The 24,470-nt window shown below is 39.7% G+C and carries 23 protein-coding genes; 12 read left to right on the top strand and 11 right to left on the bottom strand.

The annotated features are described in order from the left end of the window. Position 1: 1 nt before the first annotated feature. The 4 genes from ACOQO5_RS19545 to ACOQO5_RS19530 all read right to left on the bottom strand — a co-directional run bounded on the left by ACOQO5_RS19545 (position 2) and on the right by ACOQO5_RS19530 (position 4,911). Positions 2-2,350 (bottom strand): TonB-dependent receptor, encoded by a 2,349-nt coding sequence (locus ACOQO5_RS19545; RefSeq protein WP_420583373.1) that lies wholly within the window; start codon positions 2,348-2,350, stop codon positions 2-4. A gap of 167 nt (positions 2,351-2,517) precedes the next feature. Continuing rightward, entirely contained in the window at positions 2,518-2,925 is a 408-nt protein-coding gene (locus tag ACOQO5_RS19540) for a response regulator (protein ID WP_420583372.1), read from the bottom strand. Between the two features lie 7 nt (positions 2,926-2,932). Beyond that, positions 2,933-4,435 carry a sensor histidine kinase gene (locus tag ACOQO5_RS19535; protein ID WP_420583371.1) on the bottom strand — a complete coding sequence of 501 codons (1,503 nt, stop codon included), beginning with the start codon at positions 4,433-4,435 and terminating at the stop codon, positions 2,933-2,935. Then, positions 4,432-4,911 (bottom strand): hypothetical protein, encoded by a 480-nt coding sequence (locus ACOQO5_RS19530; protein WP_420583370.1) that lies wholly within the window; start codon positions 4,909-4,911, stop codon positions 4,432-4,434. Before ACOQO5_RS19530 ends, ACOQO5_RS19535 begins: the two co-directional genes overlap by 4 nt. A gap of 354 nt (positions 4,912-5,265) precedes the next feature. On the opposite strand from ACOQO5_RS19530, the gene ACOQO5_RS19525 reads away from it, so the two are divergent. Both ACOQO5_RS19525 and ACOQO5_RS19520 read left to right on the top strand, forming a co-directional pair. After that, positions 5,266-6,630, top strand: a complete 1,365-nt coding sequence (locus ACOQO5_RS19525; RefSeq protein WP_420583369.1) for an MFS transporter — start codon at positions 5,266-5,268, stop codon at positions 6,628-6,630. Positions 6,631-6,951: 321 nt separating this feature from the next. Further along, positions 6,952-7,299, top strand: a complete 348-nt coding sequence (locus tag ACOQO5_RS19520) for a carboxypeptidase-like regulatory domain-containing protein (RefSeq protein ID WP_420583368.1) — start codon at positions 6,952-6,954, stop codon at positions 7,297-7,299. Positions 7,300-7,334: 35 nt separating this feature from the next. On the opposite strand, the gene ACOQO5_RS19515 is transcribed toward ACOQO5_RS19520, so the two are convergent. Together ACOQO5_RS19515 and ACOQO5_RS19510 are read right to left on the bottom strand one after the other, a co-directional pair. Beyond that, on the bottom strand, positions 7,335-8,177 hold the full coding sequence (locus tag ACOQO5_RS19515; protein WP_420579689.1) for an IS3 family transposase: 843 nt from the start codon (positions 8,175-8,177) through the stop codon (positions 7,335-7,337). Positions 8,178-8,200: 23 nt separating this feature from the next. Beyond that, complete coding sequence (locus ACOQO5_RS19510; RefSeq protein ID WP_420579690.1) at positions 8,201-8,635, bottom strand: transposase; 435 nt, start codon at positions 8,633-8,635, stop codon at positions 8,201-8,203. A 58-nt stretch (positions 8,636-8,693) separates the two neighbouring features. Here ACOQO5_RS19510 and ACOQO5_RS19505 point away from each other — a divergent pair, with 58 nt between their 5' ends. The 6 genes from ACOQO5_RS19505 (at position 8,694) to msrA (ending at position 14,414) form a co-directional block, all read left to right on the top strand. Beyond that, the gene (locus ACOQO5_RS19505; protein WP_420583367.1) at positions 8,694-10,490 is read left to right on the top strand and encodes a TonB-dependent receptor plug domain-containing protein; all 1,797 of its coding nucleotides are present in this window, start codon (positions 8,694-8,696) and stop codon (positions 10,488-10,490) included. A 30-nt stretch (positions 10,491-10,520) separates the two neighbouring features. After that, positions 10,521-10,943, top strand: a complete 423-nt coding sequence (locus ACOQO5_RS19500) for a DUF2141 domain-containing protein (protein ID WP_420583366.1) — start codon at positions 10,521-10,523, stop codon at positions 10,941-10,943. 19 nt (positions 10,944-10,962) lie between these two features. Continuing rightward, positions 10,963-11,631, top strand: a complete 669-nt coding sequence (locus ACOQO5_RS19495) for a hypothetical protein (RefSeq protein ID WP_420583365.1) — start codon at positions 10,963-10,965, stop codon at positions 11,629-11,631. Between the two features lie 155 nt (positions 11,632-11,786). Continuing rightward, complete coding sequence (locus ACOQO5_RS19490; protein ID WP_420583364.1) at positions 11,787-12,863, top strand: sensor histidine kinase; 1,077 nt, start codon at positions 11,787-11,789, stop codon at positions 12,861-12,863. After that, positions 12,860-13,615 (top strand): LytR/AlgR family response regulator transcription factor, encoded by a 756-nt coding sequence (locus ACOQO5_RS19485; protein ID WP_420583363.1) that lies wholly within the window; start codon positions 12,860-12,862, stop codon positions 13,613-13,615. The genes ACOQO5_RS19490 and ACOQO5_RS19485 overlap by 4 nt, the downstream gene beginning before the upstream one ends. A 202-nt stretch (positions 13,616-13,817) precedes the next feature. Continuing rightward, positions 13,818-14,414: a peptide-methionine (S)-S-oxide reductase MsrA gene (msrA, locus tag ACOQO5_RS19480; RefSeq protein WP_420583362.1), complete on the top strand. Its 597-nt coding sequence runs from the start codon at positions 13,818-13,820 to the stop codon at positions 14,412-14,414. Positions 14,415-14,449: 35 nt separating this feature from the next. Here the strand turns inward: msrA and ACOQO5_RS19475 are convergent, their stop codons facing one another. Further along, on the bottom strand, positions 14,450-14,962 hold the full coding sequence (locus ACOQO5_RS19475; protein ID WP_420583361.1) for a hypothetical protein: 513 nt from the start codon (positions 14,960-14,962) through the stop codon (positions 14,450-14,452). Between the two features lie 119 nt (positions 14,963-15,081). Here ACOQO5_RS19475 and ACOQO5_RS19470 point away from each other — a divergent pair, with 119 nt between their 5' ends. Then, complete coding sequence (locus tag ACOQO5_RS19470; protein ID WP_420583360.1) at positions 15,082-16,164, top strand: helix-turn-helix domain-containing protein; 1,083 nt, start codon at positions 15,082-15,084, stop codon at positions 16,162-16,164. Positions 16,165-16,751: 587 nt separating this feature from the next. Here ACOQO5_RS19470 and ACOQO5_RS19465 read toward each other — a convergent pair. Next, positions 16,752-19,193, bottom strand: coding sequence for an ABC transporter permease (locus tag ACOQO5_RS19465; RefSeq protein WP_420583359.1), 2,442 nt, complete (start codon positions 19,191-19,193; stop codon positions 16,752-16,754). Positions 19,194-19,455: 262 nt separating this feature from the next. Here ACOQO5_RS19465 and ACOQO5_RS19460 point away from each other — a divergent pair, with 262 nt between their 5' ends. Beyond that, positions 19,456-21,252, top strand: coding sequence for an acyl-CoA dehydrogenase family protein (locus ACOQO5_RS19460; RefSeq protein WP_420583358.1), 1,797 nt, complete (start codon positions 19,456-19,458; stop codon positions 21,250-21,252). Positions 21,253-21,388: 136 nt separating this feature from the next. Here ACOQO5_RS19460 and ACOQO5_RS19455 read toward each other — a convergent pair whose 3' ends face one another. After that, positions 21,389-21,766 (bottom strand): endonuclease domain-containing protein, encoded by a 378-nt coding sequence (locus ACOQO5_RS19455; RefSeq protein WP_420583357.1) that lies wholly within the window; start codon positions 21,764-21,766, stop codon positions 21,389-21,391. Positions 21,767-21,878: 112 nt separating this feature from the next. Next, positions 21,879-22,502: a copper homeostasis protein CutC gene (locus ACOQO5_RS19450; protein ID WP_420583356.1), complete on the bottom strand. Its 624-nt coding sequence runs from the start codon at positions 22,500-22,502 to the stop codon at positions 21,879-21,881. Positions 22,503-22,592: 90 nt separating this feature from the next. Between ACOQO5_RS19450 and ACOQO5_RS19445 the strand changes: the two genes are divergently transcribed. Next, the gene (locus ACOQO5_RS19445; protein WP_420583355.1) at positions 22,593-23,279 is read left to right on the top strand and encodes a hypothetical protein; all 687 of its coding nucleotides are present in this window, start codon (positions 22,593-22,595) and stop codon (positions 23,277-23,279) included. A gap of 2 nt (positions 23,280-23,281) precedes the next feature. Then, a complete protein-coding gene (locus tag ACOQO5_RS19440; RefSeq protein ID WP_420583354.1) occupies positions 23,282-23,764 on the top strand; it encodes a hypothetical protein in 483 nt (160 codons plus the stop codon). A 9-nt stretch (positions 23,765-23,773) separates the two neighbouring features. Here ACOQO5_RS19440 and ACOQO5_RS19435 read toward each other — a convergent pair whose 3' ends face one another. After that, positions 23,774-24,361, bottom strand: a complete 588-nt coding sequence (locus ACOQO5_RS19435; protein WP_420583353.1) for a YdeI/OmpD-associated family protein — start codon at positions 24,359-24,361, stop codon at positions 23,774-23,776. Positions 24,362-24,470 lie beyond the last annotated feature (109 nt).

Here is a 24,470-nt window from a genome sequence, read left to right as displayed (position 1 = left end):
TCTATTGTAAAAAATAACTCAGCTTGAGATTGTAAGCTCTCCCCGGTTTCTGTAGTAAGAAATTGTCATACAATTTTTCGTTCATTAGGTTGGTGCAGCTTAAGGACAGGTTGTATTTACCGTTTAGCCAAGTGTAAGATGCTGACAGGTTATGGGACAATTGTCGAGGAATATCAGCTTTGGTTTCTTTATCCCCGTTGATCGGCCACTTTAGGAAAAACTCTTCGACAAATGCTGTAGACCAGTTTATTCCCAACTTGCCTGTCTCATGTCCTATTTGATCGAAGAGTACGCCCACTTTTGCATTACCAAACAAAATGGGCATATTAGGTACTTGAGCTTCATATAGATAGTTGGTGCCTCCAGTGAGTGGGTTGATTTCGGTATCATTTACAATTTTTTGATAAGTACCGTTGACCTCAATGTTTAAAATTCGCTTGTAGTTATATTTTATTCCCCCTTCAAAAATATTAGCTTTTGCAGCTAACAAATTCTCATAGGCACTTTCGTTACCAGTGGCATGATTTCTTATTAAGTTTTCTGGTAAACGATAGAGGTATCCGACTTCAACAAGAAATTCGTTTTCTCCATATCTTTTTCTTCCCAAAAAACTTATGTTATAGTTTTGGCTTTTCTCCGGTTGTAGTGTTGGGTTTTCATATATCTGTAAACCATTTCCAAACAGTTCCAAAACCTCCGGTAATCTATAAGTATTCTCATAGGATATTTTGGCTTGCAAACCATCAGTAAAAAAGTAAGTAGCAGCAATTCCAAAACCTTTATAGAGGTCTGAATTGGTTATTGGCACTAGCTCATCTTCATCAGTCTCAGTCCGAGTTAGAGCATTTAAATAAAAGAGTTTTCCAAAAGTCACAGTCTTCAAGCGATTATCTAACAAGTTCAGCGAATAGGCCAGACCTGTAATATTCTTCTCTAATGTGTTGGGTTCTTTAAATGGCACTGAACTCATGGCAATTGGGTCGTCTCCCACGCGATTGTAGTAGCTGTAGTTGTTGTTCAAAGAGATAGCCTGTTGATCGTTGATTTCATATGAGATATTGGCAGAAGCCAGAAAAGCATTATCATCAAACCTAAAGAGTGTCTTATCCCAACTGATTTCCCCTGAATTAACCGAAACATCTTTGGTAGAAAATTCGCCCAACCAATTGTATTTGCGACTACTTGTATCAATTCGCATGCTTTCACCATACTTATAGGTAGCATTAAATCGAAGGTCTAGCCCCTCGATCATCAGATCATTTTTTTGATATTTCAAAGTTGGTATCAGTACTTTGTCTGTGGTATTTGCCTCTCCAACTACATTAGTAAGGTTAAATCCGGTTTGAATTTCTTTTTCATTACTTGAAACAATAACTCCCACAAACAATCTGTCTGCAAAGGGCTTATTTTCCACACCTACTTCCAATTGCAATGTTTGAGATTGGTAACCATCATGAAATCGTTCCACATCTTGTTCTGTTACTTTACCTGAGTTCGTATCCACAACCTCGGCTGTTACTGTATAGTTATTGTCAGAGTAATTGAAGAAACCGTTCGCTTTTACTACCAATCCATGGTCAGTGGTAACTCTACCTACAATAGCTGCACGATGGGTATTGAATGAACCTATAGAATAAGAAGCATTAAGATAGTTCTGAATACCTCTGTCTGTGGTTACGTTCACTGCTCCACCCAACGCATCTGATCCTAAATGAACGGGAACAACCCCTTTGTACACTTCGATTTTTGAAATCAGGTTTACCGGAATGTTATTTAGAGAAAGAGAAGAACCAAAATAATCCATCGGTATATCGTCTATAAAGAACTTGACCTGGCTACCAGAGAATCCATTGAGCGAGAAGTCAAAATTAGAACCAAGACCTCCTTCTTCTCTAATTCGTACACCTGTAGTGGTATTAAGTATCTGATTGACATCTAAATTTTGAATCTTGAGTGGTTCAGCGTCGATGGCAGTAATCGCAAAGGTCTGTTCTCTTAATTCAGTGACTTCTGATTTAGCTTCAATAGTCACCTCATCCAGACTGGTGGCATCAGTTTTCATTACTATGTGAAGTGGAGTCGTTTTTCCTTTGGCTATAACTACAGTCTGGATTTGCTCTAAATGACCCAGTGTAGAAATTTTAATTTGATGAGTCCCTGCCTTTATTTCTTTGAGGCTGAACTTGCCATTCATATCAGCGATTCCACCTGTATTGGTACCTACAATTAGAATTGTACTTCCAGGAAGTGCTTCACCTTTTTCATCTACAACAGTTCCACTTACAGACTGTGCTGCTGCCGTCCACGTCACAATCTGAAACCCCACAAAAAACCACAGTACCTTCTGCATTATTCTTATTTAGAATCGTTATAAATAGAATGCAAATGTACGTTTAGCAGCTGCAGCGGTGCAATCGCTATTGATAGTGAAATAGTAAACTACAATTTAGCTAGACCTAGTGAGCAGTCAAGAAAAGAGTCACTAGAAGTAGTGACTAAGGTTTAACGGCAATTGATTTAGTCAGGAAAATACTCACTGAGTATGGCCAGAAAATCCTCTTTGGTCAGAGGTTTTTTCAGAAATGATTTGATTTCATTAATGCCTTGAGCTTTAGCTTCATCATCAGGGTTCAAGGAGGTGGTTAACATCATAATAATCACCTGGCCCTTTTTAGAAGCGTCCAATTCATTATACTTATCTAAGAATTCCCATCCATTCATACCAGGCATATTAATATCCAATAAAATGAGATCTGGCTGAGGGTACTGTCCTTCTTTCTCTGTACATAGGTAATCCAATGCCTCACGTCCACTTTGAACGGCCACAATAGAACGGGTACAATCCAATTGTGAAATAAGCATCTCATTAAGAAAGTTAGTAGGCTCATCGTCATCTACAAGCAATACACAGTTCAATTTTTTCATGGTGCAATCATTTAGGTATTGAAAAATAAAAAGAACTTCCATTCTCTGGTACGGATTCCACCCAGATTTGTCCTCCGTGCAATTCAACAATTTTACGACAATGGGCCAAGCCTATGCCAGTCCCTTCATATTTATTCTTGTTGTGCAAACGTTGAAAAATTTCAAATATCCGATCTCGGTGCTCGTCTGCAATTCCAATGCCGTTGTCTTCTACTGAAAATACGATCTCATTTCTTTTTTTCTTTGCTTTTATTTCAACAATAGGAGATTCATCTGGCTTTCTAAATTTCATACCATTCGAAATGAGATTCTGAAAAAGTAGACGCAGCTCTACAGGATAGCCATTGACTGTTGGTAATTCATTTACTTTGAGAAGCGTATCAGATTCTTTTAACCCAGCGGCCAAATCTTTCTTAAGATCTTCCACAAGATCGTTGCAATTGATGGGTTCTTTTGATTCACTTTTTCCCAATCGACCATAATCTAATAAACCCTTGATCAACTGACTCATACGTCCGGTGGCATCTAAGATGAATTGTAAACTCTTCTTGCCTGTTTCATCGAATTGGTCATGGTATTTAGCTACCAGCATTTCTGAAAAACTAGTTATCGTCCGCAGCGGTTCTTGTAGATCATGAGAAGCTACATAGGTAAACTGCTCAAGTTCTTTGTTCTTGTTTTGCAATTGCTGACTGAATAATTCCATAGATTCTTCAGCTCCTTTTCGAAAAGAAATATCACGAATCGCTGCACTTATTAAAGTTCCTTCTTCTGTTTCCAGAGGACTAAGGGCTACCTCCATTGGAAATTCTTCTCCTGATTTCTTTTTACCTATTAATTCCACACCTATACCCTTCTGATCGAAATTTGGAATGTCAAAAAAACCGCTCCTATGCCCTTTATATAATCGGCGATATCTCTCTGGCATTAACAACTCTACACTTGTACCTATAAACTCCTCTTTTTCATATCCAAACAGATTAGTTATTTGTTGATTGATCAGCTGCACCTTCCCACGCTTGTCAGTAATGACCATAGCATCTGGAGCGCTTTCCAGCAGAGACTTATATCTTTCATTGCTTTGTTCAATGATCTGTTGTTTATCCCTTAACTCTTTGGTTCTTTCCTTAACTCTTTCTTCCAAATGATTTCGTGCTTCTTCAAGACTTCTAAATCCATTTTTTGCCATCATAACCAAGGCCGTACATACCCAAATCACAATCACTGAAATGACACGGTTCATACCAAATATCGCATCTCCAGTTGCTTCTGACCTTGAATAAATCAGCCCCAATACAATAAGAATTGTACAAAGCACTCCTGCATAAACAGGAGTCCGTCTACCTGGCAATAACCAGCTGTAGAAAATGACTATACAGTACATAGCACCTACTGCCACACCTAATGGTACTAGTAAATCTGCAATGAAGACCATAGAGGTAATGAACAGAGCAAAAAATGCCAGCACCATTATTTGAATCCAATCCTGATAATTCGATTGATGTTTCACTTCTTGGCTTTTAACTCGAGTAATTCCTTTTCTAGAGATTCGATTTTAGATCTGTATTCTGCGACCACATCATTCGGTTCCTTTTCTTCATCTATCAAATTAACCTGAAGGATTTTTGGCAAGTCACGAATAAGAGCAAAAACCGTAATTAGACTGACAATGGCAGTTAGGAACCTGATCAAAGCACTGAGTCTGTACGCAGGCCACCAAAACATAAGTGCATCTAAAATATGAGTAGCCCCGCAAAAAATAATGAATGCACCAAACAACCAGAACACAGGTAAAAAAGAAATGTCTTGTCGCCGTTGGATAAAATAAATGATAATAACAGGTATAATAAAATAAGCCAGCCAAATAGCGAAGTCACTGGTGATATACAACCAGCCATGAAAATTAGACCATTCTCCGCAAATCCAACGAGGGGGCCAGTCAGATGTATCAAAAAGGTTTTGTAAAAATTCAATTAATTCACTCATAGCAATAGCAGTTCTCGGTGATGATTTCATTTGGAGATCTAAAAAACAAATCTCTCATACTAAACAAGTCCTCTTTTGCTGATTGAGTAAATTCTAAGAATGCTGAAGATAATTTACAGGATTTGATTCAAAGATCAAAAGCTGCTGATTCTTATTCTGAATACAGTTGCTAAACCCACCTTCGCTCCCCTTTATAGCATATCCTGCTTTTTCGCAGGATTATACTTGCAATAAAGCACTTCAAGCTTTGCCAACCATCATTTTTAGCTCAGAGTCAGTAGTATATTTTTGTACGTATAAATACGTATTTCACATACACAAACTACGTAAGTTAAAATCAAACACCAATACAATATGTACGCTACTATTTCTCAAGAGAAAGCTACCAAAATCAACTTATTCGACTTTAAGTCGCTTCAAATGCGAACTTTTCATCTGAGCTGGATGGCCTTTTTTCTATGTTTCTTTGGCTGGTTTGCTCATGCACCGTTGATGAACTCCACCATCGGGCCGGACATGGACCTCAGTAAAGCACAAAAAATTACTGCTTTTATAGCTTCTGTCGGTGTCACCATTTTTGCCCGACTACTTATTGGTAATCTCTGCGATAAAATAGGGCCTCGCAAAAGCTACACTTACTTGCTAGTATTTGGTGCTATCGTAGTGGCAGGTTCTTCATTCGCCTATAATTGGGAAACATATTTGATTTCAAGAATGGCCATTGGTGTTATAGGAGCTTCGTTTGTGATTACTCAATATCACACCACAAAAATGTTTGCACCTAACGTTGTGGGGATTGCCAATGCAACTACTGCTGGATGGGGTAACCTAGGTGGCGGTGTGACACAAGCTTTGATGCCACTAATCGCCTCAGGCATGTTGGCTTTAGGCTTTGCCGAATCCGAGCTTTCTAAATGGAGACCAGCTATGTTCGTACCTGCTTTGATCATGGTAGGTGTGGCCTTTTTATATTGGAAGTATACCAAAGACACTCCAAAAGGAAACTTCGATGAAGCACCGGATGAGAAACCAAAAACTGCCAAAGGCGAATCTGGCCTATTCATGTCGGCAGTGAAAGACAAAAGAGTTTGGATTCTATTCGCTATCTATGGTGCTTGTTTTGGATTAGAACTTTTTGTAAACGGCAGAGCGGCTACATATTATCAAACCAAATTCGAGCTCAATGAAACTACGGCCGGTATGATTGCCGCTTTGTTCGGACTAATGAATTTATTTGCTCGATCTATGGGTGGTTGGTTAGGCGACCGATTCTCTAAAACGGGAGGTTTGAGTGGAAGAGTAAAATGGTTGGTCATGGTACTTTTTGCTGAAGGATTTGCCCTGATGTTATTTTCCCGAATGGACATGTTAGGCCTTGCGATTATCACAATGATCATTTTTTCGCTCTTCGTGCAAATGGCTGAAGGAGCCACTTATTCAGTAGTTCCATTTATCAATAAAAAATCGCTTGGTGCAGTAGCTGGTATCGTAGGTGCCGGTGGCAATGTTGGCGCCGTGATGTATGCTCAATTTTTGCTTCGAAGTGGTGCCACATTAGAAAATAGCTTTTTGTATTTTGGAATGGCAGTGGTGGCCATCAGTTTGCTCGGGCTCGGAATTAAATTCTCTGATGCTGATGAAGCTGCAGCGGTTGAAGAACAAAAGAAATTAGAAGATATGAAAGAGCGATTGCTTACTAAAGAGAAGCTCGCGGCCTAAGACTTTTGGGTTTAATGTTGTAGAAGCCCTGTTTCGATTTCCGAAATAGGGCTTTTTTATTGCCTGGCGAAAATAACTTCTCTGCCAGGTTAGCTCGTCTAAAAATAGTTATTTCAGATTTAGGAGTACCTCCCCATCTGGATCTTAGATTCAGACCTACCCCCTATTCGCCTACTATGGCGACGAACTGAGTTCCAGACCCTCTCCGGTTCATCCTTTTAATTCCACAATTCATCTACATCATACCCCGACTTACCGATTTATTATTCTGATTATTGTTGCCAATACTGAGTTTTGAAGTATCAAAAAAATAAAACTCAGATGACCAAATCAATTTTAACACTACTCTTAATAGGTGCTTCACTACTCACCGAAGCTACTACGATCAAAGGCCGAATCACGGACCCTACCGGCGAAGGCCTCCCGGGAGTCAACGTATTTATCAAAGACACCTACGACGGTGCTACTACGGACATGGATGGCAACTACTCATTTGACACCTTTGAAACCGGCGAACAAACCTTGGTGGCCAGTTTTATTGGGTACAAAAAGCATGAACAGCTGGTTGACCTTTCAAAGCCTATTTCTCTGAATATCGAATTGAAAGAGGAAGTAAACCGACTCTCAGGTGTGACCATTACGGCCGGCAGCTTTGAAGCCAGTGACTAGTCCTAAATAAGCGTTACAGATTTTAGGATAAAATATTAGATAGCATCGGGTTTCAACTCGATGCTATTTTTGTTTCTATAGTTTCTGATCTTGACCTTATCTTGCTGGTGCATAAGGGCTGGTGTATTCATCCAACAGCTCCAATGAGGCCGATCATGATTGTAAATATAAATACTCTGCTCAATGAGTTTGTCCATTAGTGTTACATCTGATGTGGTGATCCCTAAGATAAATTCATGTTTCAATATCCCATTCACCCTTTCGGCTATAGCATTTTGATACGGATCATAGGTTTCTGTCATACTACAAGTAATTGCTGCCTCATCAAGCAACTGCTGATAAGCATCGCAACAATACTGCAACCCTCTGTCTGAGTGATGGATCAACATTCGCTCAGGATATATACGATTGGCAATAGCCATATTAAGGGCTGATATTGCACCTGAAGCATCTAGGCTTTTCGATACATCATAGCCCATGATCCGCTTTGAATAAGCATCCGTGACCAGCGATAAATACATCGGGTTTTTCCGTGTTCCAATGTAGGTGATATCCGATACCCATACTTGCTCAGGCCTTTGTATGGAAAGCCCATCAATAAGGTTTTTATGTTTTCTAAATCGATGATGTGAGTCAGTAGTAATATGATATTGTCTCTTAGGTGCTATTTGGAGGTGATTTGCTTTCATAATAGCAAATAGCCTGTCTCTTCCAACTCCCAGCGGCTGAAGTTGGTCATAAAGTAAATGATACAACTTTCTGGTACCGATACGAGGCATTTTCATACGCACCTTTTCAACCATGATTACTACCTTGGTGGCTATTTCTTGCTTTTGTTTACTCCTTCTGATAGAGCGGTAATAGATTTGCCTATTCATCCCCAACAGTCTACAGATCTGGGTTACCCCTTCTTTTTGTTCAACCTTGAATCGATCAACTGTTGGGGTAAAGACTTTTTTCTGATAGGGAGTTTGAATTCTTCTTCGGCTATGTCGATCATCATATCAAAGAAAATAGCTTTCTTATCTGCGTTTTCAACCTGCTGTTCAAGCTCTTTTTTCTGTTTTTCCAACAGCCGTACTTTCTGTTCGAGTTCGTATAGTTTTTGGTCTTTAGATTTTGGCATCCGAAGTGTTGATTTATTGACCCAATCAAAGTTACCGTATTTCCGAAGCCAATTGGTAACTGTAGAGTGTGACTGAATACCATACTTGCGAGCGGCGGCTTTTATACCTAACTCTCCGCTTTCAACTTCTGACACAACTGACAATTTAAAAGCGTAGCTGTAGTCCTTCTGTGTTCTTTTAACATACTTGTTCTCTGTGAGTTCGTTCATGACGTCGTTTTTTGTGTAACGCTATTTCAGGACGAGACACAGTGACGAAAAAAAAGCTGTGGTACTTAAACCGCTAGACATTGCCATGACAGCAGGTGTACTAGCAGATATCCCTGGTGCTTTGAGCAAACTACCTGGAACTTCCACTAATGGTGAATCAGGCAGACTATTCGTAAGAGGCGGTACTGCGGCAGAGACACAAGCTTTCATCGATGGTATTTTAGTACATAGCTTTTATACTCCAACACCGAACAACGTTCCTTCCAGAAGCAGATTCTCTCCTTTTCTCTTCAAGGGAACTTTCTTTAGCACCGGTGGCTATTCAGCAGAATATGGGCAAGCCTTATCTTCTGTATTGTCTTTGAATTCTAATGACATCGCAGACGAAACCAGAACAGATTTTTCCTTAATGACCGTGGGTGTGGATGCGTCGCACACACAGAAGTGGGAAAATGGTTCAGCCTTTGGACAGGTGAATTACACCAACCTCGACCCATATATGAGCATGGTGGACCAAGCCTACGACTGGGAAGATGGCTACACATCTCAAAGTGGTACGTTTATGCTTCGCCAAAAGCTCAGCAAACACGATATGTTGAAAGTATATGCGAATTACGACCACAGCGCCTTTGTCATCAATCAAGAAAGCTTGAATCAAGCAGGCTATGATCATACGGATATGGGCAACACAAATTTCTACTTGAACACAAGCTATAAAAGAGCAATTGGAGAAAATAGCACGGCTTATGTAGGCACTTCTTATGGGCGAACATATACAGATGTAATCTTCAATGAAGCGCATGTCAAAGACACGCAAAACAGTATTCATGGCAAAGGATACTTCACTTCGGATATCAACAGTCTTTCTATTAAGGTAGGCGGAGAAATCATGAGCACTAAGCATGAAGAAAAAACAGTAATAGCAAATGGAGGCACCTTCATTCCTGACTATACCAATCATCTATCCGCTGGATTCGCAGAAGCTGATTACTACCTGACCAACAGCCTGACCATACGTGGTGGATTGCGGTATGCTCACTATTCCATATTCAATGAAAGCGCACTGTCGCCGAGATTGTCCATGGCATTGAAAACTGGAGAAAATGCTCAACTGTCATGGGCCTATGGAAAGTTCCACCAAATGCCAACGAGAGATCTAATGCTCCGCTCACAGCAAATGAGTTTCGAGAGAGCAGACCACTACATGCTCAGCTACCAAACCATCAACAATGGCAGAACTTTTCGCTCAGAGATCTATTATAAAAACTATGATGAACTGGTGAAATTTGATGGCAACGACCCATTCAACCCTACCACTTTCAACAACAGTGGTGGTGGATACGCCCAAGGCATTGACCTTTTCTGGAGAGACAGTAAAACCTTCAAAAATGTAGACTACTGGGTGTCCTATTCATACATTGATACCGAAAGAGATTTTAGAGACTATCCCTATCAGGCCAAACCAACATTCGCAGCAGGACACAATTTTGCCATTGTTTACAAGCATTGGCTGCCAACAATGAGAACGCAAATAGGTGCCTCATATACTTACAACAATGGTAGACCTTATAATGACCCAAATAAAGATGAATTCAATGGAAGTCAAACCAAACATTACTCGGACCTGAGTTTCAATTTCGCTTATTTATTCAAACCAAATTTTATCATCTACGCATCTGCCACCAACCTCCTGGGCCGTGACAATGTATTCGGCTATGACTATGCCGACAGTCCGAATGCCAGCGGTATCTATGAATCCAGACCTATAGGACAACCAGCCAAACGGTTTTACTTCCTAGGGGTATTCATTACCCTGACCAAAGACAAGAATAAAAACAACCTTGAAAACTTATAACCAACATTTATAAATCAAAATTAAGAACACATGAAAAAGTCAATTTTAACTGTATTGGGAATTGTGGTAGCCACACTTTCTATACTCGCTTCAGATGGACAAAATGAACTGACTGTAGTGATAAAAAACATGAAAAGTACGGAGGGTGTACTTGAGGTCACACTTTTCGACTCGAAAGGCAACTGGCTCAAAGATGGTCAGATGCAAAAAGCTGCCATTGACAATACCGGAGAAGTTATAGTTTCCTTCAAAGACGTACCATCGGGCACGTATGCCGTCGCAGTGATCCATGATGCGAATGATAATGGAGAATTGGACACGGGTGCATTTGGAATCCCAACTGAAGCCTATGGTTTTTCTAATGATGCCAGAGGCATGTTCGGCCCTGCCGATTTTGACGAAAGTCAATTCGAAGTAAACCAAGACAAACAAATTGAAATCAATATCAAATAACTCAACTAAATATCATACTATGAAATCTCTAAACATCCTTATCGTATTTGTGATTGCGGCCACCTTCGCTCATGCCCAAAACAAAAAATACATCAAAACCATGGAAACCAGTATTCCAACTATTTTCCAGGCTGAGAGCACAGAATCTCTCGATGCCACCGCCAATAAATTTGATCGAATCGGACAGGCAGAAGAATCAGAATGGGAGCCGTACTATTACGCTGCTTTGTCTCATGTGTTCAAGGCTTTTAGAATTGAAGATTTACAGGCTAAAGACAAAGTGTTAGACCAAGCGCTTGTTTCGCTGGGTAAAGCCGGCATGCTTTCTGAAAATAATTCGGAAATCATTGCACTCCAAGGCTTTATCAATATGATAAAAATAGGCGTAGACCCTGGTACTCGAGGGCAGACATTGTCTCCAAAAATCATGGCAGATTTTGGAAAGGCGATGGAATTAGCACCCAACAATCCTAGAACCAATCTTTTTATGGGCCAGATGTTATTTGGTACTGCTCAGTTTTTTGGCACTGGTGTAGAAGATGCCTGTGCTCTGGTGGACAAATCAATGGCTCTTTTTGAATCTGAAAAGCCAGCATCTAGCATTGCACCAAGCTGGGGACTATATAGCGCCAAGCAGTATAAGCAGCAGTGTGAGTCTGCGCTTGCCAAAAAAGAAAGTCAAGAATAAAAGTATGCATTCCTCCCAGAGTTACTCTACAAAGAACTCTGGGAAGCTGCTCCTACCACAGAAATCCGTGTATTTAATCCAAAGTAAGAAGAGCTCATTTAAGAATTGCTTGACTTTTAAGCCAACCTCTTTATTTTGCATCTTTAACTCGAATCATGTCAAACATCAACTATTGTAGCAGTATTTCGAAAGACCCCAAGGCTCTTATCCAAACTTGGTTTACCATTCCATTTCTTGGTGCACTGGTGATCACCATTTTTTATGATTTTCATAATCTTAGAGAAGGAGATTACCTTACTTTCGTTCAAAGCTGGGGTGTTTCATATGCCTTTTGGAGCCTGATTTCAAATGGCCATAATATTATCATCTATTGGATCGAAAAGCGATGGACGTGGCTGGACCATCCAGTCCAGCGAGCAACCATTGGCATTCTCGCCATCTTTGCTTATACACCTATTATCTCCTTGTTGATTATATTTTGTTTCGTTGAATTTGTACTTGGTGTTAGTTTTCAAAAAGTACTAGAAGACCAAAGTGTCTTCAGTTTACTGCTCGTTCCTATGCTTATAACGGTAGTAGTTGCCCTGTGGGGACATGGTCGTGGATTCTTTATAGAGTGGAGACAGGCCGCCATCGACGTAGAACGCCTGAAAAATGAAAACCTAAAATCAAAATTCGAAACACTCAAAACACAAGTCAATCCTCATTTTCTATTCAATAGCTTGAATGCTTTGACTTCATTGGTGTATGCGGATCAAGGGAAAGCTGTAGACTTTATCCTAAAACTCTCACAGGTCTATCGGTATGTACTGGATCATCAAAACGATGAGGTAGTACCATTGCAAACTGAAGTCGATTTTCTAAAGTCCTTCGTTTATCTCAATACGATACGATTTGGGGACAATTTTGAAGTCGAGTATAAAAACATGGATGACTTCGATTCGATTGAAACTGTTCCACCCGTGACGCTTCAAATGCTTATTGAAAATTGCATCAAGCACAATGAGATTTCAAAAAAGCATCGGCTGAAAATATCCATAGAAAGGAGCAACGGATCGGTGAGTATTACAAACAACATCAATCCCATCCAATCTGCCAAGCAGGACTCTAGTGGATTAGGTCTAAGTAATATCATATCTCGATATGAAATGCTTTCAGATCAAAAAGTGGAAGTAATTCCTTCTGCTAATGTTTTCAAAGTTATTGTTCCTATCCTTTCGTTAGACTCATGAAAGCACTAATTGTTGAAGATGAGGGTATTGCCGCCGATCGACTGATCCAGTTATTGAAACAATTGGATGATTCTATTGAAATTCTTGAAAATTTAGATTCTGTCAAGTCAGTTGTGGAGTGGCTACAAACCCATACTGCCCCAGATCTCGCTTTTTTTGATATCCAATTGGCCGATGGTTTGAGTTTTGAGGTTTTCAAACAAGTAGATATAAGTTGTCCAATCATTTTCACCACAGCTTATGATCAATATGCCATAGAAGCCTTTAAAGTCAATAGTATCGATTATCTATTGAAACCGATTATGGAAGTTGATTTACAGAGAGCGCTTGATAAGTTCAAAAAACAAAATCAGCCGATTCCTTCCGTAGATGTCTCTGCACTCATGAATTTAATGCAGCAACAAAACAAATCCTACAAGGAGCGATTTGTCATCAAAGTAGGCGAACATTTAAAATCAGTGTTGACTGACGAAGTTGAAATCTTTCTAAGTGAGAATAAAGCAACTTATCTCTTATCCAATGATAGCAAGAAGTACATCATAGACTTCACTCTTGATCAAATTCAGGAAGCTGTAGACCCTCTGTCTTTTTTCAGGATCAACAGAAAGTATCTGATCCAAATCGACGGCATCAAAGACATCATCACCTACTCCAACAGCCGCCTCAAACTAAAACTCCACCACTTCAACGCGGATGACCTGATCGTCTCACGTGAAAAAGTCGCACAATTCAAAGAATGGCTGGACCGATAACTCTTTAAAATACTCCGTCATTACCCGTCCCGATCGCTATAGGGATACGGGTAATCTGCCTATGATTTGTAGGAGATTCATCGGGAGTAGCTGTCTTTCCTTACAAATCATGGACTATCGCCGCAGGATAACGACTTTGAACAATCCCGGAACCATTTCACATCCATTTTATTTTTCTATATCAGCAACAAACACCTTGAATATGCGTATTCAAATTTTCGTTTTATTACTCATATTTGCTCATTCGCTTTCAGCACAAACTAAAAACATGGAAATAGCAACTTTCGGAAACGGCTGCTTTTGGTGTACAGAGGCCATATTTCAAGAATTAAAAGGAGTATCAAAAGCCATATCTGGCTACATGGGTGGAGAAGTAAAAAACCCCACCTACAAGGAAGTTTGTTCTGGCACTACAGGCCATGCTGAAGTACTGCAGATCACTTACGATCCTTCGTTGATTACTTTCGATGAGTTGCTAGAGGTTTTTTGGAAAACACACGATCCTACTACGCTTAACCGCCAAGGTAATGACGTGGGAACACAATACCGCTCAGCAGTCTTCTATCACAATGAAGAACAAAAGGACTTAGCTACCCAATACAAAACCAAACTGGATACGTCCAACGCATGGAATGATCCGATAGTCACAGAGATCACCGAAGCAGACACCTTCTACCCTGCCGAAGACTACCACCAGGAGTATTTCAGCCTCAACGGCTCACAGCCTTATTGCAACTTCGTCATCCGCCCGAAGGTGGAGAAGTTTAAAAAGGTGTTCAAGGATAAGTTGAAGGGGTGAGAAATCAGTATTAAACCTATAAGGTTTTTAGCCAATTACTCCTGTGAAATCGCAAATGGATGAAGGTCCATCGGATAACCATCAGAAGAAGTGGCTCCACCATCATCTCCAAACACCCCATGATATAAGATATTGGTTCCTGACGCATCGTCTATATAGAAAGTCTGCTTGAATGCACCAGATTGATTATCCCTACTACTAGTTTGTTGGCCTTTCACTTTGTTCGCAATCACGGTAGTCCCATTCAATTGAGCTTCGATGGTTTCTAGCACCTGAAAAGTAATAGTCACCGTTTCAGTAACGTCGGGATCCTCGCATGCCTCACTACTATACTGATGGATAGTAATTACAAGATTTTCATTTTCAAAATCAAAGGATTCATTCAAACGATACGAGGTAAAGTCGATACAATCTGATTTCCAGATTCCATCCAATGAAATTTCATTTCCCGAACTGGTTAATGCAGTGGTTTTTATAGGGTCTTCTTCACTACAACTCCATAATAGAAAAAACAAACTGACAATGGAATACACTTTTTTGTTATACATTTTATTGAATTTTTGATGATGACCAAATCAACGACGAATCGACAGAACATGTCATCATTTTTTCTTTTCAGATATTCGGATTCATGCATTCGAATAAAATAATTGTGTAAAATTGATTTATGATCCTGATTCATGACTTGTCCATATTATTCAATACCATTTTTTTGGGCATGAGTATCTTCATAGCCTTCTTACTTTGGAATCAAAAAACGATTTATCGCCAGTCCAATCGGATGCTCTCATTACTACTAGTATCCATCGCATTGATCACATTTAATACTATCGTCCGACTCTCCTATTACATGGAGCAAATGGACTTCTATCAGCACATTTCTAATGCCGCTTTATTATTAATGGGTCCTGCTATTTATCTATTTATTAACATCAGGGTATCAGTAAAAAAAATGAACAAGTGGGTGTTTCATTTCCTCCCGTTTTGCTTTTATGTATTGATATTTTTAAGCCATTTAATCTGCTCTTTCCCTGAAAAAATTGACCTAGTTGACCAATTTGCTTTTATCGCCTTCGTGGTTCAATGGGTCACCTATCTTGGTCTTTCTTATTATTTAGTAGACAGGTATCAAAATCAGACGAAACAGAGTTTTTCCAACTTGGATAATCATGATTTTAAATGGATAAGAGTAGTGATTGTGCTTCTTTTATCCACTCTGCTTCTTAGGATAGGGTTATTAGTCTATTCAAACTTGGTCGAAAAAACACTTGATGTCATTGGCCTCAATTTGACTTTGGTTTTTGCGATCATCACCTGCTATTTGGGTTTTAACATATTTAAAAAACCAGAGTTATTTGTTAAACTTGACAGTTATGCCCAATCGAAATTATCAGTTACTGATCTCCAGCTCAACAAAGAAAAAATTGAAAAAGTGATGATAAATCAGTCACTGTTTACAAACCCGAAATTGACTATTAATGAATTAGCCGATAAAGTAGGCCTACATAGTCGTATAGTCTCACAAACACTCAATCAAGAAGTCAATCAAAATTTTTTCGATTTTGTAAATAGCTACAGAGTCCAAAATTTGATTGAAAAGTTAAAAAGTCCAGACGCAAAGAGCTACACCCTTCAAGCATTGATGGAAGAGTCAGGATTCCAATCCCCTTCAGTTGCCTATGCAGCATTCAAAAAAGTTACCGGTACTACTCCAGCTAGATTTAGAGAAACTATAGTGTCAATTGAATAAAATTACTTCGATCAGCTCATTTTTTTAGGGCGGAATACTACTACCCTCAAGACTTTGGTCAAAACAGCTCACAACCATTTGACAATTCTTTGATCCGTCATAAAATAGAGAAGTTTAGAAAGGTGTTTATGTATAAGTTGCAAGAGTGATATAACCTCCTTTGCGCACCTGTTGCGCGATCTGTCAGTTCTTACAACTGCAACCTTTGACACAGATTCTATAGCCGGCGCGCATCTGTGATGCGTGACACTTCTTGACTGGCATTTTAACGGCTTATCTATATTTCAGACGCATTTTGAAATGCGCCCGAGTGGCATAGAACATAATGATTAGATCAAAAACTGGCGGTAGATAAAACCACTGGAGATTGCCGCTTCGATCCCTTCATTTCTCAATGAATGGATGCTCCTCGCAATGAAGTGGAGAAATTGGATTCAGCAGTATTCAAACAAAAATCAAACTTTTAAACGTCATTGCGAGAAAACTGCATGGCTGATAAGCAAAGCAGTTGACGCGGCAATCTTGTCAGTACTAACCATTCCCAAACCGATAAGTTTTAAGCTCCGGGTCGTGTCCTCACGGACCTTCTACTCCTGCCTTAATGACTTCACCGGATTGGCTGTAGCCGTACGGATAGACTGAAAGCTGATAGTGGCCAAGACCAAAGCAATGGTTATCAGGCTGGCTATACCAAAGTTCCAATAAGAGATATCCACGCGATAAGCAAATTCATCCAGCCAGGAGTTGGCTAAAAAATAAGCTGTAGGAATAGCTATCAACATAGCGCCTATAGCCAATAAAACAAATCGTTGTGAGAGCATTAAAACCAATCCTGAAACCGACGCTCCTAGCACCTTGCGGATACCAACTTCTTTCATTTTTTGTCCGGCGATAAACATAATCATACCATAAGACCCTAAGCAGGAAATCAAAATGGCTAAAATGGAGAAATTGCTGATCAATTGACCCAACTGCTCCTGCTCGCCATAGCTCTGTTCCAATTGCTCATCCAGAAACTGAGCGGCAAAGGTCTCCGTTGGGAAATGTTTATTCCATACTTCCTCGATCGCACTCAGCGTCTGAGGTATGTTTTGATTGTTAATCTTAAAAGAAAAGTGTGTAAAAGCTGGTATGCGGATATCTATGATCATAGCTCCCATGCCTTGAGATAATGGCATAAAATTAAAATCCTTAGCCACACCGATTACCTTTCCTATTTTTCCTTCTACATTAATCGACTTGCCTAATGCTGTTTCAGGAGAACCAAAGTCGTAAGTATCTATAGCGGTCTCATTGATTATAAAAGCCGTCTGAGGGTCAGTTTCAAATTCTTCTGAAAAATTTCGACCTGCTATTATGTCTATACCATAAGTACTTACAAAATCAAAATCTACAGAAAGTACAGGGGCCAGCAGATTATCTTCTGCTGTAAACCCATGCGGAATTACATTTCGGTGGGCTACACCTTGTCCAGGTATCCCAGCAGACAACGTACTAGCCAATACACCAGGAATACTGGTCAATTCAGTCTCGAACGCATCCATTGCTTTTCTTTTATCCTCACTGACTGCTCCAAATACATTATTGAAATTAGCACTCATTACTGGAGCTGTCACCATATGATCCCTATTCAGCCCCAGGGGTTTGTTTTGCAAAAAATTCAACTGATCAAACACGATTAGCGTTCCTGAAATCAAAAGAATTGAAATCGAAAACTGAATGACAATCAATCCTTTTCTAAAGGACAAGCCTCCTTTAGCACTTCCGCTACTTAAGCCTTTCAAACTATATATTGGAGAAATTCTGGTGGCGAAAAATGCTGGATATAACCCCGCTAATAAACTGGTGATAAAAAACAATCCTACATACCCTATGATAATCTCAGGACGGTAAAGTGCTGCCAATTCTAATTCTTTTCCTGTCACACTGTTGAGGACTGGCAATAAAAACACGGACGAAATGTAAGCCACTGCTGCTGCAACCCCTGCGGTTACAAAGGACTCACCAAGGAACTGCGCAACTAAACTTCCTTTCCAAGCACCCATCACTTTTCGCATCCCAATTTCTTTAGTTCTCTGTAGGGATCGAGCAGTGGATAAATTCACAAAATTGATACAAGCAATCAATAACGTCAATGCTCCCACAGCCATAAAAACAAATAAAAATATGCGACTACCTGATTGTTCAAGTTGAGCACCAACTTCATCATTCAAATGTATATCCAGCAATGGCTGAATTTTGAATGACTGTCCCTTCTGCATGTTTTCCGGGATTTTTTCTGTTACAAAATCTGCGAATCGATCATTTACAGATTCAGGGGCTGCCCCTTCTTTGAGGAGTACATAAGTGGGAGAATGAGAAACCATCCAATTCCCTTTAAAATTTTGCCGCAGTCCGGTCGCCAAAGGTTCGGGTTCTAAATCATACATGTTTTGAAAAGGAACCATGGCGTTGAAGTGAAAATGTGAGTTCGTCGGATATGCTGCAACGACAGCTGTCACTCGAAAAGACTTACCTTCCATTTTGATGACTTGTCCTACAGCAGATTGGTTACCAAAATACTTTTCAGCCAGTTCTTTGGTAATGATGACCGTGAATGGTTCATGCAATGGCAATTCTGCCGAACCTTCTAAAAACTCAAAATCGAAAATTTCAAAAGTCGAGGAATCAGTAAAAAAAACATTTTCTTCTTCAAATTTCTTCATGTCCCCATGAAGTCCATCTACCTGAACACTGATACCTCGAGTAAATAGTCGAGTGGTCTTTTCTATTTCAGGAAAGAAGTCATTCAGATGCTCTGCGAAAACAGGAGGAACTCTTGCTATGTTGAATTCCTGAATAAAGTATTGCAAGCGATAGATACGATCTTTTTTACTCTGAAACTTATCGTAACTCAATTCATCATTGACAAATACAAAAATGAGCAAGCAACAGGTAAGTCCACCTGCTAAACCAATGATATTAATGAAGCTAAATGCCTTGTGTTTGAATAGATTCCGAAAAGCAATTTTGATGTAGTTCGTGAGCATGACCGAGTATTTAAGTTGAGTATGTTCTTACAGTTAGTACTATATAAACCAATATTATTACATATCAGCATTCGTTTTTAGGAGTGGAATTTTCTGGATACAAGCGGTTACGCATATCCCTATTTCTACAGTTTTTGCTGAATTAACAAAAAAGAAATTCAATTTGTTATGCATGCATACTATTTTTTTATATATTTGAATTTGTTATGCATGCATAACAAAAGAAAAGTCATTAACTTTAAGCATTAATAAAGAAATAGATATGGAAACCACAGCGGAAAAAAGATCGATTCGAGGAGGAGAATTTCTCATCAAAGAATCACAAGCAGAAGACATCTTCATCAGAGAGGAGTTTTCTGAGGAGCAAAAAATGATGGCTCAGGCTACTAAGGATTTCATTGAAAAGGAAATCAACCCTAACATAGAAAAAATTGAAAAACAAGAAGAAGGATTAATGCCTTCCCTAATGGAAAAAGCTGGTGAGCTTGGACTATTGGGTGTTGCAGTACCAGAAGAGTATGGTGGGCTAGGCATGGACTTTAACACTTCCATGTTGATCGCAGATGAGATAGGTGCGACTGGTTCATTTTCGACAGCCTATGGTGCACATACAGGCATCGGAACTCTACCTATTCTATACTATGGCAATGAAGAACAGAAAAAAGCTTACCTACCAAAACTGGCAAGTGGTGAATGGAAATCATGCTATTGTTTGACTGAACCAGATGCTGGGTCAGATGCCAACTCTGGCAAAACAAAAGCTGCTTTGACAGATGATGGTAAGCACTATGTGATCAATGGACAAAAAATGTGGATCTCCAATGGTGGATTCGCTGATCTACTGATCGTATTTGCTAAAATCGATGACGACAAGAAATTGACTGCTTTCTTAGTAGAGAAAACTTATGGCGGTATCACCATGAACGATGAAGAAGTGAAGTTGGGAATCAAGGGCTCTTCTACACGTCAAATTTTCTTCAACGACTGTAAAGTACCTGTGGAAAACATGCTCTCAGAAAGAGAGAATGGATTCAAAATTGCCGTAAACATTCTAAATATTGGAAGGATTAAATTAGGCGCTGGTGTAATCGGTGGATGTAAGGAAGTAATTTCACAGTCAACAAATTACTCCAACGAAAGAAAGCAATTCAACACGCCAATTTCAAGCTTTGGAGCTATCAAGCATAAGTTGGCTGAAATGGCAATCAAGACTTGGGTGACTGAATCTGCGGCTTATAGAGCTGGACAAAACATCGATGACAAAATTGCAGACCTGATCGGTCGCGGTACAGACCCTGCAGAAGCTAAACTGAAAAGTTTTGAGCAATTCTCTATCGAATGTGCCATCATCAAAATACACGGATCGGAAATGCTTGACTACATAGTAGATCAAGGTGTTCAAATCTATGGCGGCATGGGCTTCTCAGAAGATGCACCGATGGCCAGAGCCTATAGAGATGCACGTATCACAAGAATTTATGAAGGCACCAATGAAATCAACCGAATGTTGATGGTCGGAATGATCATGAAACGAGCAATGAAAGGAGAATTGAATATTATGGAGCCTGCCATGGCAGTTGCGAAAGAATTGGTTTCGGTGCCTTCTTTCGAAGTCCCAGATCTTTCGAAGCCTTTCGCTGAAGAGAAAGATGTCTTGAAGAAATTGAAAAAGGCAGTCTTGATGGTCGCTGGTAAAGCAGCTCAGACTTTTGGTCCTAAGTTGGAAGAAGAGCAAGAGATTATGATGAATGCAGCAGATATGATGATCGAAATCTACGCAGCGGAGTCAGCGCTTTTGAGAGCAGAGAAATTAGTAGGAATGAATGGAGAAGAAGCTGCCAAAATGCAAATAAACGCTGCCAAAGTGTACTTGTATGAAGCTGTTGAGAAAATCAACAAAGCGGGCAAAGACGCGATAGCTTCTTTCGCTACCGGAGACGAGCAAAAAGTAATGTTGATGGGATTGAAAAGGTTTACCAAAATGAATCCCGTAAACATCAAGCAGCTAAGAAGAGAAATCGCTGATCATTTGATTAGCAAAAACCAATACGCTCTTTAATTAAGCGCATATCCAAAATACAATTGTTTGATTTAGTATCTAAAGGCCGTTCTAGCGAGAGCGGCCTTTTTCTTTTTTGGACAGGTCAACGATACAATGAAAGTCAAGTCCCCTCCACGGAGGGGTTAGGGGTGGGTTAATTGCCCTGAGCTGTCATTTCATTCACAGTATAATATATCTCATTCAATACCCATTTGATATTGGTTTTAATATCAATGTCATCAAACCTTAAAAATTTGACTCCTAAAGACTCCAATCTACCTTGTCTCTTTTTGTCTTTTGTTGGTTGATCATCGTGATAATGACTCTCTCCATCAACTTCTATGGCGAGAAACAGATCTTTGCAATAAAAGTCAACAATAAAATGATCTATAGGTATCTGTCGGCTAAACCGTACACCCAGTTGTTTGTTTTTAATTTCTTGCCAAAGTAGAATTTCAGCTAAAGTCATATTGTTCCTTAGTTTACGCGCCAGAGGAACTAGTTTTTTATCGTATGGAATGATTTCACGCATAGGTTAAAGATAATGATTTGGATGAACCCACCTCTAAATCTCCTCCTTGGAGGAGACTTGCGTATTTTATAAGAAAAGGCCAACCAGCTATGTCAATGGTTGGGGAATCCTCTCACCCCAACTCCCCCACAATCAACTTCCCATGATAGGCATCCGCACCGATGAGTTGATCAATTTCAAGCAGGTTCTTATCTGTCACTTTACCTGCAGCTATAATTTGAATTTTGCCTTGAGCAGCTTCTATCATTCTTTTGATATTCTCCGCCCCTTCTTTCGCTGTGGGTTTTCCGCCAGAAGTCAATACTCCTGTAATTTCAGGAATAGCAAGCAGTTGCCTCACTCCTTCCGCCGGGTCTTTCAATTCATCAATCGCCTTATGAAAAGTGACATTCATTGGCGCGGCAAGTTGAGCCAGTTTTTTTGTGGTTGCGAGATCAATATTGTTTTGCTCGGTGAGAAGGCCAAGTACAATTTCTTGCACGCCCATCTTCTTTAAAATTTCAATAGTAACGGCCATCTCATCAACCTCGTCTTCTGAATAGACAAAATCCCCTCCTCTTGGTCGAACCATCACTTTCGTGTGAATGGAGAGACTATTCAATACCTCCTCCACTAACTTCATATCCGGAGTGATTCCATCCAAATCCAACCTTCCACAGAGTTCTACTTGAGTAGCTCCCATTGCTTCAGCTATTTTAGCTCCGTCTAAATATTCAACACATACCTCTTTAATCATTTCAGAACAAGATACATCCATAAATAAATAAAAATACTTTTAAAGTGAGTAAAAGCCTATTAACTTAAATTGTCAAATTGTCTAGATCCTATGAAAAAACTATTCTTCTCACTTCTAATTACAATACCATTTTTTTCAATCATCCAAGCTCAAGACAAACCCGTTTCTGTCTACATGAGTGAGTACAACGTAACTCCAGAAGATTTGGAGGCTGGATTGAAAGACGCCAATGCCTCTTTTCTATTCGAGGCCCGAGTTCATCAAATTGTAGGACAAGACACGACTACACAGCTGGGGAGGTTTGACCCCAAGCTCCCAGTTTCTGAAAAATGGATGATACTAGAGCATGACGGCAGAGTACCGACTAAAAAAGAATACAAAACATTCTACAAATACCATAACACAAAAAAAGACGGTATAAACGCTTCCATCATGGCGGATAGCTGGGCTATTGAATCTGAGGATGATAACATTTTGGTTATTAGTTTCATGTATGAAGAAAAGTCACTTCCCAAAAAGTATCATTTTTTGGCTGATACCAAAGGGCACGCACATATCAATAAAAAAGCCAATCGATTGATGCATGTGGTTTTCAAAAACAAAAACTCGCAAAAGGTTAAGCAATACAAAGTAGATTCTTATGAACTCTTTATGAAATATTACTTTGACACCCGCGATAAAGTCTACCTGATCGAATGGGAAGATCTAAAAATGGAGACATCCAACGGTCCTTTGAAAGAATTAACCGAATTTTTTGATTATCGTAAAGTGAAATAACTATGAAAAACCTAACCTATGTATTTATTATTGGCTTGCTCATCAGCGGCCTGTCTATTTCAAATGTTTCAGCACAAAAGCTCAATTATGGAAACTCTGTTTCCATCTTAGTACCCACAGGCAACTTTGGTGACCTTTATAAAGGTGGCTTTGGCGTCAATGCCAACTTTGAAGCTAAACTCAGCAAAATAGCGATTATTGGCGAATTCGGATATTCCATGTTTACTGGCAATGATTTAGATGGCTCCGCACTGGAAGATTTAACTGCTTGGGATTTGCTGGCTGGAATCAAGCTAAATCTACTTGGACCACTTTATATTGAAGGAAGAACGGGCTATTACTTTGGTGATTTTGACGAATTCGTACTTATACCTGCAGTAGGTGCAAGATTCAAAAAATTTGATCTCAATGTAGGCTACCAAGCCGCTGGAGATGTGAATTTCATGAATTTTAGAGTTGGGTATCTATGGGGAGGGTCGGATTGACAACCCTTTCTATTTCTTTTTATTCCACTTGAAAAGAGGAATACGTTCGCCTTGTGCTGAACATTCGATCATTTTAGCCAAACGACGCTGGCGAGTGGCATCTTGTTTTGCACTAATGACCCACCAGACGGTGGGTTTTTTGATAGAAGGTGGTAAATCATTAAAATAAGTCCAGGCCAGTTGATTGGCACGAAGCTGATCTTCATATTCTTTGGGGAGCTTAATTTCCTCCTGCTCAAAAGATGCTTTCCGGGCATTTTCTTTATCCCTTTGGTTGTAAATGTCCATGCCTGCTGGAGAAACCAAATCTTCAGCGATCAAGTGTTTCATCTTTTTAAGATTCACCGCACTCCAGTGACTTTTGGCTTTGCGCGGCGTAAACCTAATCTTATAGCTATCCTCATCGATAGATTTTCTGAGCCCATCAATCCAACCGTAACAAAGTGCTTGATCCACAGATTCTGACCATGTCATGGAAGGTCGACCAGATTTCACTTTATAAAATCCCACCCATTGCTCCGTGAGCTTCTGATGGTGCGTTGCTAGCCATTGACCAAACTCAGGTGACGAAGAGAAAAAAACTACTTGCTCAGACATATTCATTAATTAACCTCAATTCAAATGTATAAAAGGTCGATGATAAATCTGCCTTGCCCTATTGTGACATTTCCCATTGCTCTCACTCTATACTTTGATCTTTATTTGT

The organism is Reichenbachiella sp., from assembly GCF_965223055.1.
Classification (GTDB): Bacteria; Bacteroidota; Bacteroidia; order Cytophagales; family Cyclobacteriaceae; genus Reichenbachiella.
This window is presented reverse-complemented; position numbering and strand designations above follow the sequence as displayed.

Bases quoted from the DNA above. Each gene is read 5' to 3' on its own strand.
- ACOQO5_RS19465 (WP_420583359.1), bottom strand. From the start codon at position 19,193: ATGCTCACGAACTACATCAAAATTGCTTTTCGGAATCTATTCAAACAC.
- ACOQO5_RS19455 (WP_420583357.1), bottom strand. From the start codon at position 21,766: ATGCGTGAAATCATTCCATACGATAAAAAACTAGTTCCTCTGGCGCGT.
- ACOQO5_RS19540 (WP_420583372.1), bottom strand. From the start codon at position 2,925: ATGAAAAAATTGAACTGTGTATTGCTTGTAGATGACGATGAGCCTACT.
- ACOQO5_RS19485 (WP_420583363.1), top strand. From the start codon at position 12,860: ATGAAAGCACTAATTGTTGAAGATGAGGGTATTGCCGCCGATCGACTG.
- msrA (WP_420583362.1), top strand. From the start codon at position 13,818: ATGCGTATTCAAATTTTCGTTTTATTACTCATATTTGCTCATTCGCTT.
- ACOQO5_RS19515 (WP_420579689.1), bottom strand. From the start codon at position 8,177: ATGAATAGGCAAATCTATTACCGCTCTATCAGAAGGAGTAAACAAAAG.
- ACOQO5_RS19435 (WP_420583353.1), bottom strand. From the start codon at position 24,361: ATGTCTGAGCAAGTAGTTTTTTTCTCTTCGTCACCTGAGTTTGGTCAA.
- ACOQO5_RS19490 (WP_420583364.1), top strand. From the start codon at position 11,787: ATGTCAAACATCAACTATTGTAGCAGTATTTCGAAAGACCCCAAGGCT.
- ACOQO5_RS19525 (WP_420583369.1), top strand. From the start codon at position 5,266: ATGTACGCTACTATTTCTCAAGAGAAAGCTACCAAAATCAACTTATTC.
- ACOQO5_RS19495 (WP_420583365.1), top strand. From the start codon at position 10,963: ATGAAATCTCTAAACATCCTTATCGTATTTGTGATTGCGGCCACCTTC.
- ACOQO5_RS19440 (WP_420583354.1), top strand. From the start codon at position 23,282: ATGAAAAACCTAACCTATGTATTTATTATTGGCTTGCTCATCAGCGGC.
- ACOQO5_RS19500 (WP_420583366.1), top strand. From the start codon at position 10,521: ATGAAAAAGTCAATTTTAACTGTATTGGGAATTGTGGTAGCCACACTT.
- ACOQO5_RS19475 (WP_420583361.1), bottom strand. From the start codon at position 14,962: ATGTATAACAAAAAAGTGTATTCCATTGTCAGTTTGTTTTTTCTATTA.
- ACOQO5_RS19460 (WP_420583358.1), top strand. From the start codon at position 19,456: ATGGAAACCACAGCGGAAAAAAGATCGATTCGAGGAGGAGAATTTCTC.
- ACOQO5_RS19520 (WP_420583368.1), top strand. From the start codon at position 6,952: ATGACCAAATCAATTTTAACACTACTCTTAATAGGTGCTTCACTACTC.
- ACOQO5_RS19445 (WP_420583355.1), top strand. From the start codon at position 22,593: ATGAAAAAACTATTCTTCTCACTTCTAATTACAATACCATTTTTTTCA.
- ACOQO5_RS19545 (WP_420583373.1), bottom strand. From the start codon at position 2,350: ATGCAGAAGGTACTGTGGTTTTTTGTGGGGTTTCAGATTGTGACGTGG.
- ACOQO5_RS19450 (WP_420583356.1), bottom strand. From the start codon at position 22,502: ATGATTAAAGAGGTATGTGTTGAATATTTAGACGGAGCTAAAATAGCT.
- ACOQO5_RS19530 (WP_420583370.1), bottom strand. From the start codon at position 4,911: ATGAGTGAATTAATTGAATTTTTACAAAACCTTTTTGATACATCTGAC.
- ACOQO5_RS19470 (WP_420583360.1), top strand. From the start codon at position 15,082: ATGATCCTGATTCATGACTTGTCCATATTATTCAATACCATTTTTTTG.
- ACOQO5_RS19510 (WP_420579690.1), bottom strand. From the start codon at position 8,635: ATGAACGAACTCACAGAGAACAAGTATGTTAAAAGAACACAGAAGGAC.